This is a genomic window from Hansschlegelia plantiphila, assembly GCF_027922265.1.
Taxonomy (GTDB): Bacteria; Pseudomonadota; Alphaproteobacteria; order Rhizobiales; family Methylopilaceae; genus Methylopila; species Methylopila plantiphila.
Map to the genome: position 1 here is coordinate 1 of NZ_BSFI01000021.1, position 14,936 is coordinate 14,936.

A 14,936-nucleotide genomic window follows, 5' to 3' on the forward strand; every position below is an offset into this window, starting at 1 on the left:
ATGCCCGAGCACCACGACTGAAAGCCGAACACCCGAGTGGGGCGGGAGCGCAGCTTCCGCCCTTCCGACTTCTGCGCCGCTCGCGCCTCCAAGGTTCAATCGAACCGCTCGGCCGCCCGCCTCGCCCTCGCCGCGCTCGTCTTCTTCCCGTGGCACGGCGCGCAGAGCAGACGCACGTTGCGCGCGTCCAGTTCGGCGCCGCCGTCCCTCACCTCCCTGACGTGGTCGCCGTAGATGACGCCGCCGGTCGCGCCGCAGGCCTCACAGCGCCGGCCGCGCTGCGCCATGATCCGCTTCAGCAGCGTGCGCCAGGGCGACGAGTGATAGAGCGGATCGCCGGTTTTCGGCGCCGGCTTCACTCGTCGTGTGTCGATGGTCGCGATGCGAGGGCGGATCGTCTTGAGAGCCATGCTCACACATCCCCCGGCACGCGTCGGCCGGATCGTCCAAGCTCTCGCTGTAATGTCCCCTCGGCTACCTCTTCCATCGGCATGTCCAGCGGGCGAGGTAATAGCCGGGCGGTGGCGTGAGCTCCTCCGCATCCTCGATCACGACGCACGTGGCAAGAGCGCCGGTCTCCTTGCGATGGATCACCTTGCAGGCGCCGGGCTCTGACTGAAGGCAGAGAGCGACGATCAGCTCGGCGACGCCTATGCTACGCTCCTGAAAAAGGGAGGACGCGATGAAGACTGTCGGCGAGGCCCAGAAGGAGGGCTATACGCAGTTGGCCTGCAATGACGAAGATGCTCGGGTGCAGGGCTTGGCCAAGACCCCATTGCACGAGCATGACGACGGCATGCAGCTCGACGAGCTTGTCGAGCAGATCAAGGCCACGTTCCGGCGCAGCGCACTTAAGGGCATAGCCTTGACGTCGCCGCCCAAGCCGGGTGGAAGCGAGGTGTTCCACCCTCTTTGGGGGACCATGGATCGCTGAACCGAGCACACTGCACGGTATGAACCCTAACGACCGGGTAAGGCAAGTGATGCACTTTACGCAAAAACCCCGTAACAGGCATTGACTGTTACGGGGTTTTTTCGTAATTTCAGCCGGTCAGCGCTTCTGCTGACTTCTCCCAACGGAGGACGACATGAGGATCAACCTCAAGGTCGAAATCCGGTGGGGCCGATGGAGACTAGCCCTCTCCGTCGGCTTCTGACCGGGGCCGGGGGGCGCGAATGCCCCTCGGTTCCCGGGAGGAAGATAACTCCAGACCGGAGTCGCTTCAATGACCGTAGAAGAGATCGTTCAGCTTCGCCGGAACCTTCAGATGACGCAGCGCGAGCTCGCCGAGCAACTCGGGATGAACATTCGCTCGTGGCAGGAAGTCGAAGCCGGCAAGACCAAGATCAAGGAGATTCACGAGCTCGCCCTTGAGCGCGTCGCGCTCCGGCGGGCTGCTGAGACTGATAACCCCTCGTTCATGCCCGCGGGACTCAAGGCAGATGCCCTGAAGGCGGTGGCCCCGATTCTAGAGAACGTGAATGACACGCTCTCAGTCGTAAAGCAGGTGATTGCGAGACGGGAGGAATAAGCCTCTCCGGACCCCGCGCTCAGGCCGCTTCGGCCTCGATGCGCAGAACGTCCAAACCTAGCGATTTCATAGCTCGTTCGGGCGCGATCTGTCTCACTCGCTCCATGTCGGGAGCGCGCAAGAATACGTTGCTCTTGCAGAGCGTTCGCGCAAACCGTTGAGGATGTAGCTCCAGAGCCCGGTAGGCGCTCGCACGGGCAAACCCATGTTTTCGACACCAGGCGTCGAACGGTCGTCCCGAAACCAGACTGAACGCATAGCCCCAGAGGATCTTCCTCGGGCCTTGCGCGACCATCTGGTTCGTAAGATCGCGCATTTCCTCCTCACGAGATAGCGCGGCGGCGCTCGGCCGACTGCGGTCGTTCCAGAACGAGTTGCGGTGCTCGCGCTGGCGCTGTTCACCCCATCCGACCATGTCGCCGAAGTCGTGCATGAAGGCCGGCCAGTAGCCGACGGCAGCTTGCGGGCCCATCCGCGACCGCGGAGAGCGCCAGCATGTGTCGGCCGCTTCCAGGAGGCGGGCATTTACGAGCTCGGACGTCCAGTCCGTCATGAGGCGCTCCTTTTGATGACGTCGACACCGGCGGCGGGAGCCTGCCGGACCAAGACCCTCGTCATACCCAAGCCCAGCAGGCCCGGTTGTGGATGGCGGATATGAGCTGCTTCGAGACCCCGTAGCGCTCCGCAAGGTCCTGCTGCCGGCACTGTCGCGCTTCGAGCAATCCTCGGATTTCAATTACCTGCTCACGGTTCAACAGGGCGCGGGAGATCCTCTCCCCCCGGACTTGTCGACCATGGGCGACCGTGTCCTCGCTGTTTTCCTTGGATGTCGCCCAGCGCAGATGCCGCTTGTTCACGCAAGCGAGATGACCGTTGCCGCATGAGTGAGCGGTCTGATGTTCCGGGGTCGGCGGGTCGCCGAAGACCTCGAAGCAGGCGGCGCGATACGGCGCCATGTAGTTTCCTCGGTAGAGGACGACTCCGCGACCGCTCCTGTCGTTCGCGAATGGCCAGATGATGCAGTCGTCGGTCTCTACGCGGAGCTTGTCGGTCAGCCAGGCCAACGGCTCACCGTTTGGAGCGCGGCGTCGCAACGGGCGCGCGGCGTCCACATCGCCAGAACGCTCAAGCCTGCGCTGATGGCCCGCACAAAGAGCCGCACTCTTATTCGCCGGTGGCTTGATGCACCCCTGAACTATACACATCAGAACAACCTCCGCTGATCATCCATTTCTCTCTCCAGTTTATCAAGTATCAGAACCTTCATAACCGACCGTTTAGTCCCGATGCGCATAGCCTTCGCCGTAAATCTTACTTCCTCAAGGCATATTTTATCAAAGGCTTCGATGAACGCCATCCCTTTATCTGCTAAGTCTGGCCGTGATCGAACAATATCCGACACCGCCAATATTGTTTCGCTCCATAGCGAAAACTCGTTTCCTCGGCTCTCCACGATGGTCCGCAGCACGAACAGCAGATGCCCGTCGCCGTGTCGCTCGGCGATGCTGGTGAGGGCGGCGCGCGCATGAGTCTGCCGCGGCCGCCGCCGCTGCTTCGTCGGCGGGATATAAACTCCCGCGGCCCGGGCGATCTCGTCGATCTTGGCCAAGGACCGTCATCCCGCCTTCCTGCGATCGCTGGCGAGCATCGCCTCGAATGTCATCCGGAATGCCTCGGTCATGAGATTGTCGGGGACGAGACTGCCGGGTTGGCCGGGCATGGGGCCCCACTCCGCCCGCCAGTCCTCGCGCTCTCGGGCCCACTGCAGGCGCTTGAGCCATTGCTCGTTGGAGACGGGCCCAGGAACCGCCGCGGCGATCGCTCGAAGCTGAGGCGCCGCCGTCCCGGTGAACCGGCCAGCCTCCGCGGCTTTGCGGATCCAATTTCGCCAGAACGCTTCCCAGTCTCGCTTCACGCCCTTGTCCCCGGACGCCTGGAGAGCCCAGTCGGTCATGGTCGAAAGCTCTCGTTCGATCTCGCGATCGCTTGCTCCTAGGCCGCGAGCGAATTGCAATCCGGGGTCTGACGGCTTCCAGCCATCGGGCAGCCGGCAGCCCCTTCCAGCCTTCGGGTTTCTTTGTTCGACCGAAGGGAGAATTTCTTTCTTCTGGTCTCTGGCTTCTGGCTCTTGGGGCTTAAGGGGTGACTTATCCGACCCCTTATCCGACGCAGAATTTTCGCTTTGTTTTCTGAGACTTGGATTGCCTCCGTTCTTGCCGTTTTTTCGCGCCGTTGCGGCTTTCTTGGCGTCGGTTGTCATCCGCCGCGAGTAGATGCGCCCTTGCCGATCGCGAGAGAACACGCCGTTTTGGTCTAGCTCGCCCAACAGGGCGGCGGCCTCGGATTCCGAACACCCGGTCATGCGAGCGAGTGCGGTTTCATCGAGGCCCCGGCCTGCTACCGCGACGTAGCCAATCGGGTCGTGTGCTGAAGCGATGCAGAGCATGCGCATCCAAAGGCCCTGCGCGGCGAGCGAGCAGAGCCGAAGTGCCGGATCGGACTCCCAGTCCGACCAATAGAATTTGCTCCACACGGTGCCGCTCATGAGAGGCCCCGCGCGGCGTCGGTGACGACGTTGCAGGCGACCGAGCAGAACGCCTTCACCGGGCCCGTCTTGCCCATGCGCTGCTTGGCGACGATGAGCTCGATCTCGTTCTGGATTTGCTCAAGCCGCTCGAAGTGCGCGACACGCTCCTCGGTGCCCTCCTCCGGCGGCTTCTTCTGCTCGTGATAGTAGGCCTCGCGATAGGCGAAGATCACGGCGTCGGCGTCCTGCTCGATGGCGCCTGACTCCCGGAGGTCGGACAGTTGCGGGCGCTTGTCGGTCCGTGCCTCGACCTGCCGGTTGAGCTGGCAGAGAACCAGCATCGCGACGTCGAGCTCCTTGCCGAGCGCCTTCAGCGTCCCGCTAAGCTCGGTCACCTCGGAATAACGATCGCCGCTGTAGCGGCTGGAGGGCTTCACGAGGCCGAGGTGGTCGATCACGAGCAGGTCGAGCTTCCTGCCCTGGCTGGCGAAGCGATTGGCCACAAGCCGGGCGCGCGCCGCGATCTGCTGGATGGTGAGGCCAGCCTTCTGTTCGATCCGCATCGGGAGATCGCGGAAGGCGCCTCTGGTGTCGCCGAGAACCTCGACTTCCTCCGGGCTGAGCTTGCCTGCCCGGATCATCGTGTAGGGGATGAGCCTGCCGCGGTGGAAAGCCATGGCGGAGAGCGCGCGCTCGCCGAGCTGCACGTCGTTCATCTCGAGCGAGGCGAAATAGCAGCCGTTGCCGTTGCGCGCCGCGGCGATCAGCGTGGACATCGCGACGGTTGTCTTGCCCATGCCCGGGCGACCGGCGAGGATGAACACCTCGCCCGAACGCATCCCGCCGCCGAGCACGCGGTCCAGGTCGCGAACGCCGGTCGTGATGCCCGGCTTCGCCCTGCCCGCCTGAACCTCGATCATGTTGTCGTAGGCGGCGTCGACCGCCTCGCCGATCGAAACCTGGCGCTCGGTCGCCGGCTCGCGAGCGACCGCGATCGCGTCAAGCTCGCTGATCGCTGCCTCGACGATTACTCGGGGGTCGAGAGCGCCTCGCTTCGCCTCCTCGATCAGAGTCTGCGCGGCGCAGATGGACCGTCGACGGTCGGCCAGATCACGGAGGCCCTTTGCATAGTCCGGGGCGTTGAAGGTTGTGGTCGCCTCGGTCGCCAGCCTGGCGACATATTGATGGACCGACATGCCTCCGAGGTCGGCCTCAGCAACGCTGCCGAGCGCCAAGGCGACCAGCCGGATATCGATCAGCCCGCCGGCGTCGCGGCGCTTTCGCATGGCCGCGTAGATCACGCGGTGCGCCTCTTCAAAGAAGTCGTCTTCGTCGATCTTGCCGGCGATGCGGTCGAGCGCGTTCGGATCCTGAAGGCAGGCGCCGAGCAGCGCTTGTTCCATCTCGATCGAGCGAGGATTCAGACCGTCGTCGGGCTGCGCGAAGTCGACGTCGTCCTCTGGGAAGGGGGCGAAGCGATCCTCGTCGAGACGCGGGCTATCGAGCATGGCCGAACCCCCGTCGTCCGACGGTTTCGATCAGGGTCGCTGTCGCCTCGTGGACGACCATGATGCGGATCTGCCCGGCGTCAGGCGCCTTTCGGAGACCGGCGTCGATCAGTCCCCGTTGGACGATCGCGATCCGCGCAGCTTCTCCCCGCGCGAGATCGAGCATCTCGTCGAGCGTGACTTTCGCCTGCGAGGCGTCGATCTGGGCTTGGTCGACGGGGTGGAGGTCACCCATGGTGTGTCCTCCCGTCGGCCCAGACCTTGAGAATCAGCGTATTGCAGTAGGTTCCGGCCTCAGCGAATGAGCCGGCTGGCAAGTCGCGGTATGTCGCGTTGAGCTGGGCCATGTGGGCCCGGAAGGCGACGGACTTCCTGGTCTCTCGGAACTCAGTTCCGGCCGACATAATCGCGATGAGAGCGCCCGTCGGCTTCAAGAACTTCATCGCGTGCATGACGTGGTCGATGTCCCGCTCGCGATCGAACGGCGGGTTCATGACGACGCGGTCGTAGACCGGCTCCGGAGCCACACGGAGAAAATCGGCTGTCTGGATCTTCCGGTAAATGCCGGCCTGCCTTAGTCGAGCCGCCCGGTCGGCTTCGAACTCGATGCAGTCGACCACTGCTCCCTTAGCAACTAGGCGACGGGCGAGGTTGCCAGATCCTGCGCTGGGCTCCAGGACCACGTAAGGCTCTTCGAGTTCGTCGTGCCGCCGGTAGAGGGGCACGGCGTCAAGAAGACGGTCAGCGGCCGCCTCAGGCGTCGGATAGAAGGCGAAGTCGCGCGCGGCGGGCGAGGTCTTGGGGTCGTTTAGGCCACCATCATCTTCGTAAGATCGCTCTTGAGGGATAGGCGCCCCGTAGTATTCGCCAAGGAGCCGGTTGACGCGATCAACTAGGTCGTCGCGTTTGAACCAAAGGTGCAGGTTGCCATTCTTGAAACACCGGGCCCGGAAGTAGTCCGTCTCAGCCTCGCTCTGGTGAGCCTGAAGGCTGCGCCGCCTCGACGCCTCAATCGCTCCAGCGATCTCGCTTTGATAGCCGGCAAGCGGCGGCTTGCCATCGAGGACCAGAAAGGTTCGCTCTACGTCGAAAAGGGTGTCGCGCTCGTTCCGGTAATAATTCCAGGAGCCAAACTCGTTGAAGGCTCGGGTCATGATGATGCGCGTGCCGACCTTCCAACCGTCGTGCGATTTGAAGCGCCGGTCCAGGTTCGTGAACGCCTCCGCAATTCCTCGCTTGAAGATCGAGTCCGCCTGCAGCGCGAAGTTTTCCACGGTCGCGAAGATGTTGTCTTCCGTCACTTCGGGAGGGTTCTGCGTCATGCTCTGACGCAGTTCGTCCTTGGCCTTCTTGTCCATCAGGCGCTGAAGGTCGGTCAGCTCTACGACATGAGCCCAGACGCCGGCGTCGACGACGCGGCGGGCGACATCCATAAAGTCTGCAATCGGTGCGACGTCGACATGCAGCTTCACCTTCTCAGCGCCTGGGCGATCGAGATGGTCGTTGAATGAATTGCGCGTCCCGCCCATCGCGCGAGCGCTGTGCTTATGGGCCTCTAGGAAAGTCTCCTCGGCGGCTCGCAGCGCGGCGTGCGCGGCCTGATAGCCTGCCAATGCGGCGTTCCGCTCGGCTACGATCTCGTGGACGGTGACGCGGCGGATCAGAGCCGTCATTCCGCGGCGCTCCGGAACATGCTCTCGACGGTGTGGCGCGCTGGCGTGGACCGCGCTGCGCGGGCGCTGCGGAGGATCTCGCCATAGAGCCAGGAGCAGACGCCCACGGCGTCGCTGGCGTCATGACTGTCGGGCTTTGCGCCGATGCGCTGGGCTTGAGCGAATGCGGTCGCCTTGAGCCAGTGAGTGCGCTGTTTGGCTGGAATCTCTCGCGGCGCCTGCGCGACGCCGATGAAGTCCTTGCGCCAGGCGCGCTGGTTGACCTCGCGACACGGGAGGCCCTGGAGGCTGCAGATCATCCGGGCGACGCCGGCGAAGCCGTAGAGCGCGCGGGCCGTCGTCAGCGGCGTGATGGACACGCTGCGCTCCTTCATGATGGAGCGGCCGTTCCGGTCGGTGATGGTGCTGCGCTCCGTGCGGGAGGCGTCGCTGCGGAGCGGCTCCTCGATCGCCACCGCGCGCGGCTTGTGCTCGCGGAGGAAGCGATCGAGCCATGCAGCGAAGGACCCGAGGCGCCCCCACACGTCGATGCCCGCGGGCTTGAAGGTGCCGCAAGCGACGACCTTCCCTTGGCGGTCCATGAGGGACCAGCCTATGGCGACGGATGAAATGTCGAAGCCCGCGAGAAGCATGCTCAGCCCTCGACGGTTGCGGGCTGAGGAGCGGGAGCGCGCCGAAGGAACGCCGGCATCTCCGGATCGCCGCCTTCGGAGGCGGTCGGCGGCGCAAGCGGCGCCGCGGCGTCGAATTCTTCGTCGGTGAGGCCGCCCTCTTCGCCGGAGTCATCGCCTTCCTCGTCCGCTTCGACGCGATCGAGGATCGGCGCCGCGGTCTCGCGCTTCTTCAGCAGCGAGAGCATGGACGCGTTGCCCTTGTTCCAGCCCCTGAGGCACGACTGTCCGAGCTCGCTTCCGGGCTCGTAGTCGGTCGGGAAGTCCTCGCCGTTAAGCGCTGCAGTCTCGCCGCGGGCGAAGGCCTTGTCGACGAGCGGGGTCCGGTCCGGCTGGTCGAAGAGATCGACCTGCGCGCCGAACGGAACGCCGGCCCAGCGCGCCGCCTTCATGCGCTCCTGGATGTCGGCCTCGAGCTTCGCCCTGCCCTCGTCGCTGTCCAGCGCGATCAGGTGCTTGATCGTGTCGACGGAGACGCCTTCGGCCTTCGCGAGCTTCGCGACGTTCTTGAAGCCGGCGTCGGCCTCCTTCTTCTTCGCGAGCGCGGTCGAGTAGGCGCGCTTGTGGTGGTAGGCGAGAGCGCGCTGCTCGTCGTCTGTCAGCTCGGCCGCGCTGTTGTGGCCGGGGCCCGCGCCCTGCGCTTCGGCGCCACTGCTCTCGGCGTCGGAAGTCACGTTCTTCTGCTTGTTCTTGCTGCCCTTCGGACGTGCCATGTCAGGCCTCCTCTGCTTCGGATGAGGTTGAGGTGCAGCGCAGCCATCGGATCTGCGTCTCGGCGCGGGGCGCCGTCAGATCCCAGACGAGCCAGCACCAGTCGGCGGTCCCGCCCTCGGCCTTGCCGCCGTTCGCGAGGTATTCGCCGGGTGGGCAGGAAGGACGCGGCGAGATCACCCACACTCGCGTCGGCGGCAGATCGGCGTAGAGGCCCTGCGCGCGGGCTCCCCCAGCCAGGAACTTGATGTCGACGAAGGCCACGACCTTGCCGGTCGCGAGGCTCAGCGCCTTGCGGATGAAAGCCTCAGCCCCCTTCGCGCGGAAGAAAGGCGGGTTCATCACGATGTTCTGGGCGAGCGGCTGACCTTCGAAAGCGAGGAAGTCGCGCTCGCCACGAAACCACCAGCGCTGGACGCGCTGCTTGATGTCGGTCCCGACCGCGTCGACGCCGGCGGCGAGCATCTCTTCGACGATGTTGCCGCCGCCGCACGATGGGTCCCACACGGCGCCGACAAAGCGCTCGACGGTCAGCAAGCCCGACGTGCAGCGGCGCTCCTCGACGTACCAATCGAGGCCGTCGCGCTCCCAGACGTGGGCGGCTTTCGCGACTGCGCTCATGCCCCCTGCCCCACGATCTCGATCGCGCGGGCGCGTCCGGACATGCGGCGGATTCTTCCGCGGTCCTCAAGCTCCCCCACGATGCGTGAGACGCCACTGACGCTGACGAGCCCGAGGTGATCGCCGATCTCGCGATAGGACGGGCTGTAGGAGCGCTCCGATATGAACGAGCGGATGAACCCGAGCGCCTCAGCCTGGGGCCGAGTGAGCCCGCCGCCGCCACGATCGGCGGCGATCTGCTTTCCGCAGTGCGGGCAGCACGTCATGCCGACACCCGAAGCAGGCCGGCCTGCTCCATCTCGGCGATGATCTTGCGGTAGGGCTTGCCGAGCTCGCGGGCGACGGTAGTGACGCTGGCGCCGCGGCTGACGAGCTCCGCCATACGCATCCGCTCTGCCGGTCGAAGGTCGCTGTCGGCGTGAACGAGCTGAGAGCGGCTCTTTTCGACCTCGATGCCTTCGCCGTCGGAGGCTGTCTCGACGAGACGGTAGCCCTGCCCCCACACGCTGAGAACGGTGAGACCGAGCGGCTTCAGATCCCGGCGAAGGTGGCAGACGTAGACGTTGACGATCCTGACGTCGGGCTCGTCGCCATCGGCGCGCATCTCATAGAGACGGCTGTGGATCGATTCCCGGCGAGCGACCCTGGGGTAGGCTTCGACGAGCGCCTCAAGCACCGCGAACGGATGCGGCGCGATCCGAGCGAAGCTGCCTCCACGCCGAACGATCCGCTCGTCGTGATTGAGCTCGAGCTTCACCGTGTCGACGGGCCCGCCACAGCAAGGACAGGTCGCGTTCATCGGCCGCCCTTCCCTGCGCGCCTCTCCAGCGCGTCGGCGCCGCGGGCGCACCAGTCGCCGAGCCAAAGCAGCGGAATCGCCGCGAGGGTGTCGAGCACCCAAGCAACGGCCAGCAGGAAGAGCCGCCAGAAGCCGGTCATGCGCTGTCCTGTTCGAGAAGGTTGGAGAGATCGGCGATCTGCGCGGTGACGCGCGCGCGGCGCTCACGGCGCGCGGCATCGTCCAGCCAGGCCGGCGGCGCCTCCATGCAGGCGCACAGCAGCTCGGGCCCATAGGCGCCGACGAGACGGAGGAACGCGGCGAAGGACGGGGCGCTGGCCGGCCATTTGCGAACGGTGGCCGCTGCAATGCCGGTGTCAGCCTCGACGGCCTCGGGCATCTTCGTGGGGTGGCGCGACCGCAGGAACGCGACGACGCGCTCCGGATCGCAGCTCACGCCGCGGGAAAACTTTCCAACGATCCGACCGGACTTTCTCATGTCGCTCCTCAATGCTGTGGGCATCGAGGAACCGGCCGCGGAGCGCGGCGATGCAGAGGAGCCGGACGGGATTGCGAGCGCGCTCATGGGACCAACGCCCGCGCGTTCGATGGATAGAAAGCAGCCGCATTCGCGCGGCCGGAGTCGAGGGAGGATGCCCCTCGCGGAGCCTCGAAAGGCCGGCTGCAACCGGCCGAGAGGGACGGAGACTCGCCTGCAAGCGCGTCACCGCAAATGGATCGGTACTCGGCAACGAGGGCCCTGCCCTGCGCCGAGGTGAACAGACGGTCGGGACGACGCCCGTGCGGGCAGCGAAGATCCTCGACCGTGCCGTAGAGCCGGCAGATGAACGGGCGATCGTCGTAGACCTCACACGATCCGGCTGCCCCATAGGGACACGACGCACACCCGCCAGCGACAGCCGCCGCGACGCTCTCATGAAGCAGCGGGGCGCGTTCGCGTTCCACCGGACCAGCGACGACCGGGCCACAGCACTCCGTGCAGCCTTCGACGCATGTGAAGGTCGGGATCTTTGCGTAGAGGCGCGACAGAGCTCGCCGCTGCGGCCGGGCGCTCACGCCGCGACTCCGTTTTCAGGGCTCGAATTCGGCACCGACGGCGATCCAAAGAAGTCGTTTGGCGTGACTTGGCCACCCGTCGCCTCGGTGATCCTGGCCATGTGCTCAGGCCGCGGCGTCCGCTTGCCCAGCACGTATCGCGACACGGCAGCCTGGGACGTGCCGATGAGCGCGGCGAAGGCCGAGTGCGATAGACCGGTCTTGGCGAGATATCCGGAAAGCGTCATGCATCGACTAATACCAAACTGGTATTCTCGATGCAAGGCGATTATGCCATAATGGACTTAGACCGCATTCAGCGCTCCGAGTACCAATTTGGTATGAGCGCTTTAAAGGATGCGAGAGAGGCTGCTGGGCTGACGCAAAGTCGCCTTGCCGAACTTGCCGGGACCAGCCAGCCACAAATCCGACGCCTGGAAGCGGGCGAGCGCGAGTTCACGAAGCAGTGGGCGGAGCGGCTGGCACCTTATTTAAAGCGGACGGCTCAAGAGCTGATGTTCGACGACGGCTCTACAGAGGCGTCCACGGCATCGTTCGTCGCAAGCGACCTTGTCCCGACCCCTGTCGTCGGGGTGACGGAGGCTGGCGCCTTCCGTGAGCAAAGCGAGTTCGTCGAGTTCGAACGCGTCACGATCTACGAGCCGCGCGACGCCAAGTTCCCCCACGCTCGCCAGGTAGCCTTCGACGTCGAGGGCGACTCCATGAACGACCTGAAGCCGCGGCCGATCATGTCCGGGGACCGCGTCATCGGCATCGACTTCGACGATCTCGATAACCGCGTTCCGATCCGCGACGGCATGGTCGTCGTCGTCGAACAGGTCCGCGATGGCGGGCACCTGCGTGAATGGTCGGTCAAGCAGGTCGAGCTCTACGACGACCGGATCGAATTCCACCCGCGCTCAACGAACCCGCGCCACAAGCCGATCGTCGTGCCTCGAGATCCGAAGGCTGACGACGGGCGGATGGTGCGCGTGATGTCGCTCGTGCGGCGCATTACGAATGAAGTTCCTCTTTAGCAGCCGAGGCAGAAGGGCATGACCGCTGAAGTCGTGATCATAAATCGACAAGGCGTAGCGTTGGCTGCGGATAGCGCCGTAACCATCGGTCGCCGGCGAGTATGGAAACATGCGAGTAAATTGTTCTCTGCCGGAATAAATAACGATACCGGAATAATGATATTTAATACGGGCGACTTCCTAGGAATACCGTGGTAGGTTATTGTAAAAGAATACCGCAAAACCATTGCCACAAGATCATTTCCAAAACTTATCGAACTTGTTGACGATTTTTGCAAGTTTGTCCGGAGCAAGAAATTTTCGGACTCCGCACAAGAAATTCTCAGCGCACTGTCAATCGCACTTGATGTGATCGAAAGTCTCGAATTGGACATGGAGTACAATAGCAAGAAAGAATTTTCAACGGCTCTCACGAAGGCCATTTCTGGCAGAGAAGCAGCGATTTCCGGAATTAAAGAACTTAAAATGTCACCGTCACTAAATGACTTTATTAAGAACTTGAAGCCAGGAATAAAGGATTTAAGTAAAGATATATTCGGATATGTTCCAAACAACGCTCAAGTCTTAGAAATATGCAAGCTTGCGCACTCGCATTTTTCTAAAGAGATTGAATCCGTCTATAGCACAGGCGTTGTCATCGCCGGCTTTGGTGAGGATGAGCTTTTTCCGAGTATGTATCAGTTGGTCGTTGACGGAAAGCTTGGTAGCTTCACTCGTATATGGCATTCGAAACCGCCGATCGACGTAAATAAAAACAAAGACCACTGCGGAGTTATCCCGTTTGCTCAAAAGGATATGGCTCATCTATTTATGGAGGGGATCGCCCCCTCCCATTTGATATTTGCCAGAGAAATTTTCTCGAGAGTTCTCCGCGAGAAATCCAATTCAATTATTAAAGATTATGTCCACGACGAAGATCAACAGCTTGTTGAAGGAATTCTTCAAGACAAAGAAAACGCGGCGATTATCGAGGGTATCGGCAAGGAATTTATGGACTTCCGGAAGGAAAGTTACGTTGACCCAATTATAGAAACTATCTCTGCCCTACCCAAAGAAGAAATGGCATTTATGGCAAAGTCACTTGTGGAATTAACTGCGCTACGCAGTAGATTTGCATCTGTCATTGAATCCGTCGGCGGGGAGATTGACGTCGCAATTATAACAAAAAGTGATGGATTTATTTGGATTTCAAGAAAGCATTATTTTAATCTTGCATTAAACGGCGAATTCCTGCATAGAAAAGATCTCCAAAGGAGAAAGGCCGATGCCAAAAAAGACGGAGACTAAGGTCCGCATCCGAGCAGATGGCGATGTTTTTGGTCCTAATTGGCGCTCCCGTTCCCCTGAGCGCGCTGCGGTAGAAGCGGCGGAAGCCGCGGCGGCTCGCATTGCGACTACGATGCGTAAAGTAAGGGAAGAGACACGACGAAGCGCTGGCCTCTGTTAGTAAGGTCAAGCTGCCGAGCGAATCGCGTTCAACGCAGACTGCGGCACCGCCCCGGTTTGCACCAGCACGACCGGAGGATCGTAGTCCCCCGTCGCCGGGTAGGTGACCTGGGCGGTCGCGATGGCGCCACCGCCGGCATCTTCGTATCGCTGGGCGCACCGCCGCGCCGCTGCCTCGCTGGTCGCGAGGATCGGGACGTCCGCCACCAGCCGCTTGTCCCTGTCGCGCCGAAACCCCTGCACGGCATAGGTCGTCCGGCCGCCGGGTCGCGGCGGCGTGGCAGGCTCGTCGACGGGACGGCTTGCCGTCACCCCCACCAGCATGCCGATCGCGCTTTCGCACTCCTTACAGGCGAAGGGCTGGTGCTCAAGCGCGCCGCTTTCCAGCAGCTCGGAGACGTTCGTCGGGGCGTCCACGACGTCCGGCACATCGAAGATCTGCACGCTGTCCTTCAGGCAGTTCTCGCAGCGTAAGTGCAGCTTGAAGCGCGCGGCGATCCGCTCCGGCATGACGACCTCATCACTTAATGTTCCGTTTCTGTTCTCATCGTTGCCTCGGGATTGGCGAAGAGTCGAGTCCCGATTCGCGCGAGGTCGTCTGGAATAAAATACCAAACTGGCATTGACGTAAGATACCGTTTCGGTATTATTTCTCCATCGAAGCCGCCCGGCCGATGGAGCCGCCAGTGCCCTCTCCCGACTTTCCTCCGATCGATGTGACCGACTTGCCCGCGCGCACCGCGGCGGCGTTGCTCCAGATCGACCAGCAGTGCCGGCTCATGGCGGCGTGCCGCATCCGCGACGGCCTCACCGCCGCCGAGCACCGCGCCGCCGCTGAGAGCTACACGGCCTCCGGCTCATCCGACTGGCTGATCGGGATGAACCAGACCGCGGCGCGGTTGCTCGACATGGACGCCCGGCTGCTGGTGCTGCTCGACCTGCAGGTTCGCGATCGGGTCCACGACCAGTTCCGCCGCTATACCGATCTCTGCCTCTACGACGAACTGGTGCGCGAGGCGTGCGGCATGCAGTCGGCGTCGCCGTCGCTCGACCTCGAACGTCAGGCGTTCCGCTCCGCGCAGGTCTTGGCCGCTCGCCAGCAGGTGGCGGCATGAGCGCGACCTTATTCGTCGCCGGCCGCCTCATCGCGCTCCGCGGCTTCCGTCTCTCCGTCACCAGCTTCGTCGGCTGCAAGCCTCTCGCGGGGTGGGAGCGGTGACGAGCGACATGGGAGAAATGTTCAACGACATGCGCGAGCAGCGCCGCGAGCTACGGTTACGGCTCGGTGTGAACTGCCCGCGGTGCGCGGAAGTCCGCCCCCGAGCACATCCCTCCATCCTGCTGCCCGGCCAGCGCTGCAAGGTCGACGGCTACCG

The 14,936-nt window shown here is 63.2% G+C and carries 22 protein-coding genes; 5 read left to right on the forward strand and 17 right to left on the reverse strand.

All coding sequences use genetic code 11. The features are described 5' to 3' along the window. Window positions 1-95: 95 nt before the first annotated feature. Window positions 96-410, reverse strand: a complete 315-nt coding sequence (locus PKE75_RS14330; RefSeq protein ID WP_271169425.1) for an HNH endonuclease signature motif containing protein — start codon at window positions 408-410, stop codon at window positions 96-98. Between the two features lie 272 nt (window positions 411-682). Between PKE75_RS14330 and PKE75_RS14335 the strand changes: the two genes are divergently transcribed. Together PKE75_RS14335 and PKE75_RS14340 are read left to right on the forward strand one after the other, a co-directional pair. Then, window positions 683-934: a hypothetical protein gene (locus PKE75_RS14335; protein WP_271169426.1), complete on the forward strand. Its 252-nt coding sequence runs from the start codon at window positions 683-685 to the stop codon at window positions 932-934. 292 nt (window positions 935-1,226) lie between these two features. Beyond that, a complete protein-coding gene (locus PKE75_RS14340; protein WP_271169427.1) occupies window positions 1,227-1,532 on the forward strand; it encodes a helix-turn-helix domain-containing protein in 306 nt (101 codons plus the stop codon). Between the two features lie 19 nt (window positions 1,533-1,551). On the opposite strand, the gene PKE75_RS14345 is transcribed toward PKE75_RS14340, so the two are convergent. From PKE75_RS14345 to PKE75_RS14415, 15 genes are all read right to left on the reverse strand, one after another. Further along, complete coding sequence (locus PKE75_RS14345; protein ID WP_271169428.1) at window positions 1,552-2,085, reverse strand: hypothetical protein; 534 nt, start codon at window positions 2,083-2,085, stop codon at window positions 1,552-1,554. 61 nt (window positions 2,086-2,146) lie between these two features. Then, entirely contained in the window at window positions 2,147-2,596 is a 450-nt protein-coding gene (locus tag PKE75_RS14350) for a hypothetical protein (RefSeq protein ID WP_271169429.1), read from the reverse strand. A gap of 140 nt (window positions 2,597-2,736) precedes the next feature. Continuing rightward, the gene (locus PKE75_RS14355) at window positions 2,737-3,141 is read right to left on the reverse strand and encodes a hypothetical protein (RefSeq protein ID WP_271169430.1); all 405 of its coding nucleotides are present in this window, start codon (window positions 3,139-3,141) and stop codon (window positions 2,737-2,739) included. 6 nt (window positions 3,142-3,147) lie between these two features. Beyond that, window positions 3,148-4,077 (reverse strand): hypothetical protein, encoded by a 930-nt coding sequence (locus tag PKE75_RS14360; protein ID WP_271169431.1) that lies wholly within the window; start codon window positions 4,075-4,077, stop codon window positions 3,148-3,150. Further along, entirely contained in the window at window positions 4,074-5,567 is a 1,494-nt protein-coding gene (locus PKE75_RS14365) for a replicative DNA helicase (protein ID WP_271169432.1), read from the reverse strand. The genes PKE75_RS14360 and PKE75_RS14365 overlap by 4 nt, the downstream gene beginning before the upstream one ends. After that, complete coding sequence (locus tag PKE75_RS14370; RefSeq protein WP_271169433.1) at window positions 5,557-5,802, reverse strand: hypothetical protein; 246 nt, start codon at window positions 5,800-5,802, stop codon at window positions 5,557-5,559. The genes PKE75_RS14365 and PKE75_RS14370 overlap by 11 nt, the downstream gene beginning before the upstream one ends. After that, a complete protein-coding gene (locus tag PKE75_RS14375) occupies window positions 5,795-7,240 on the reverse strand; it encodes a DUF4942 domain-containing protein (RefSeq protein WP_271169434.1) in 1,446 nt (481 codons plus the stop codon). Before PKE75_RS14375 ends, PKE75_RS14370 begins: the two co-directional genes overlap by 8 nt. Next, window positions 7,237-7,821, reverse strand: coding sequence for a hypothetical protein (locus PKE75_RS14380; protein WP_271169435.1), 585 nt, complete (start codon window positions 7,819-7,821; stop codon window positions 7,237-7,239). The genes PKE75_RS14375 and PKE75_RS14380 overlap by 4 nt, the downstream gene beginning before the upstream one ends. 53 nt (window positions 7,822-7,874) lie before the next feature. After that, on the reverse strand, window positions 7,875-8,624 hold the full coding sequence (locus PKE75_RS14385) for a hypothetical protein (protein ID WP_271169436.1): 750 nt from the start codon (window positions 8,622-8,624) through the stop codon (window positions 7,875-7,877). Window position 8,625: 1 nt separating this feature from the next. Continuing rightward, the gene (locus PKE75_RS14390; protein ID WP_271169437.1) at window positions 8,626-9,243 is read right to left on the reverse strand and encodes a TRM11 family methyltransferase; all 618 of its coding nucleotides are present in this window, start codon (window positions 9,241-9,243) and stop codon (window positions 8,626-8,628) included. After that, a complete protein-coding gene (locus PKE75_RS14395) occupies window positions 9,240-9,509 on the reverse strand; it encodes a LexA family protein (protein WP_271169438.1) in 270 nt (89 codons plus the stop codon). Before PKE75_RS14395 ends, PKE75_RS14390 begins: the two co-directional genes overlap by 4 nt. Next, entirely contained in the window at window positions 9,506-10,042 is a 537-nt protein-coding gene (locus PKE75_RS14400; protein WP_271169439.1) for a winged helix-turn-helix domain-containing protein, read from the reverse strand. The genes PKE75_RS14395 and PKE75_RS14400 overlap by 4 nt, the downstream gene beginning before the upstream one ends. Beyond that, window positions 10,039-10,182: a hypothetical protein gene (locus tag PKE75_RS14405; RefSeq protein ID WP_271169440.1), complete on the reverse strand. Its 144-nt coding sequence runs from the start codon at window positions 10,180-10,182 to the stop codon at window positions 10,039-10,041. The genes PKE75_RS14400 and PKE75_RS14405 overlap by 4 nt, the downstream gene beginning before the upstream one ends. Next, window positions 10,179-10,607 (reverse strand): hypothetical protein, encoded by a 429-nt coding sequence (locus PKE75_RS14410; protein WP_271169441.1) that lies wholly within the window; start codon window positions 10,605-10,607, stop codon window positions 10,179-10,181. The genes PKE75_RS14405 and PKE75_RS14410 overlap by 4 nt, the downstream gene beginning before the upstream one ends. 487 nt (window positions 10,608-11,094) lie before the next feature. After that, window positions 11,095-11,325 (reverse strand): helix-turn-helix domain-containing protein, encoded by a 231-nt coding sequence (locus PKE75_RS14415; protein WP_271169442.1) that lies wholly within the window; start codon window positions 11,323-11,325, stop codon window positions 11,095-11,097. Window positions 11,326-11,376: 51 nt separating this feature from the next. Between PKE75_RS14415 and PKE75_RS14420 the strand changes: the two genes are divergently transcribed. Both PKE75_RS14420 and PKE75_RS14425 read left to right on the forward strand, forming a co-directional pair. Continuing rightward, window positions 11,377-12,114: an XRE family transcriptional regulator gene (locus PKE75_RS14420; protein WP_271169443.1), complete on the forward strand. Its 738-nt coding sequence runs from the start codon at window positions 11,377-11,379 to the stop codon at window positions 12,112-12,114. Between the two features lie 372 nt (window positions 12,115-12,486). Continuing rightward, entirely contained in the window at window positions 12,487-13,401 is a 915-nt protein-coding gene (locus tag PKE75_RS14425; protein ID WP_271169444.1) for a hypothetical protein, read from the forward strand. A gap of 165 nt (window positions 13,402-13,566) precedes the next feature. On the opposite strand, the gene PKE75_RS14430 is transcribed toward PKE75_RS14425, so the two are convergent. After that, window positions 13,567-14,070: a hypothetical protein gene (locus PKE75_RS14430; protein WP_271169445.1), complete on the reverse strand. Its 504-nt coding sequence runs from the start codon at window positions 14,068-14,070 to the stop codon at window positions 13,567-13,569. Between the two features lie 176 nt (window positions 14,071-14,246). On the opposite strand from PKE75_RS14430, the gene PKE75_RS14435 reads away from it, so the two are divergent. Continuing rightward, window positions 14,247-14,675: a hypothetical protein gene (locus PKE75_RS14435; RefSeq protein WP_271169446.1), complete on the forward strand. Its 429-nt coding sequence runs from the start codon at window positions 14,247-14,249 to the stop codon at window positions 14,673-14,675. Window positions 14,676-14,936 lie beyond the last annotated feature (261 nt).

Bases quoted from the DNA above. Each gene is read 5' to 3' on its own strand.
- PKE75_RS14370 (WP_271169433.1), bottom strand. From the start codon at position 5,802: ATGGGTGACCTCCACCCCGTCGACCAAGCCCAGATCGACGCCTCGCAG.
- PKE75_RS14390 (WP_271169437.1), bottom strand. From the start codon at position 9,243: ATGAGCGCAGTCGCGAAAGCCGCCCACGTCTGGGAGCGCGACGGCCTC.
- PKE75_RS14360 (WP_271169431.1), bottom strand. From the start codon at position 4,077: ATGAGCGGCACCGTGTGGAGCAAATTCTATTGGTCGGACTGGGAGTCC.
- PKE75_RS14425 (WP_271169444.1), top strand. From the start codon at position 12,487: ATGGAGTACAATAGCAAGAAAGAATTTTCAACGGCTCTCACGAAGGCC.
- PKE75_RS14420 (WP_271169443.1), top strand. From the start codon at position 11,377: ATGGACTTAGACCGCATTCAGCGCTCCGAGTACCAATTTGGTATGAGC.
- PKE75_RS14330 (WP_271169425.1), bottom strand. From the start codon at position 410: ATGGCTCTCAAGACGATCCGCCCTCGCATCGCGACCATCGACACACGA.
- PKE75_RS14410 (WP_271169441.1), bottom strand. From the start codon at position 10,607: ATGAGCGCGCTCGCAATCCCGTCCGGCTCCTCTGCATCGCCGCGCTCC.
- PKE75_RS14385 (WP_271169436.1), bottom strand. From the start codon at position 8,624: ATGGCACGTCCGAAGGGCAGCAAGAACAAGCAGAAGAACGTGACTTCC.
- PKE75_RS14345 (WP_271169428.1), bottom strand. From the start codon at position 2,085: ATGACGGACTGGACGTCCGAGCTCGTAAATGCCCGCCTCCTGGAAGCG.
- PKE75_RS14340 (WP_271169427.1), top strand. From the start codon at position 1,227: ATGACCGTAGAAGAGATCGTTCAGCTTCGCCGGAACCTTCAGATGACG.
- PKE75_RS14380 (WP_271169435.1), bottom strand. From the start codon at position 7,821: ATGGACCGCCAAGGGAAGGTCGTCGCTTGCGGCACCTTCAAGCCCGCG.
- PKE75_RS14415 (WP_271169442.1), bottom strand. From the start codon at position 11,325: ATGACGCTTTCCGGATATCTCGCCAAGACCGGTCTATCGCACTCGGCC.
- PKE75_RS14375 (WP_271169434.1), bottom strand. From the start codon at position 7,240: ATGACGGCTCTGATCCGCCGCGTCACCGTCCACGAGATCGTAGCCGAG.
- PKE75_RS14400 (WP_271169439.1), bottom strand. From the start codon at position 10,042: ATGAACGCGACCTGTCCTTGCTGTGGCGGGCCCGTCGACACGGTGAAG.
- PKE75_RS14405 (WP_271169440.1), bottom strand. From the start codon at position 10,182: ATGACCGGCTTCTGGCGGCTCTTCCTGCTGGCCGTTGCTTGGGTGCTC.
- PKE75_RS14395 (WP_271169438.1), bottom strand. From the start codon at position 9,509: ATGACGTGCTGCCCGCACTGCGGAAAGCAGATCGCCGCCGATCGTGGC.
- PKE75_RS14365 (WP_271169432.1), bottom strand. From the start codon at position 5,567: ATGCTCGATAGCCCGCGTCTCGACGAGGATCGCTTCGCCCCCTTCCCA.
- PKE75_RS14430 (WP_271169445.1), bottom strand. From the start codon at position 14,070: ATGCCGGAGCGGATCGCCGCGCGCTTCAAGCTGCACTTACGCTGCGAG.
- PKE75_RS14335 (WP_271169426.1), top strand. From the start codon at position 683: ATGAAGACTGTCGGCGAGGCCCAGAAGGAGGGCTATACGCAGTTGGCC.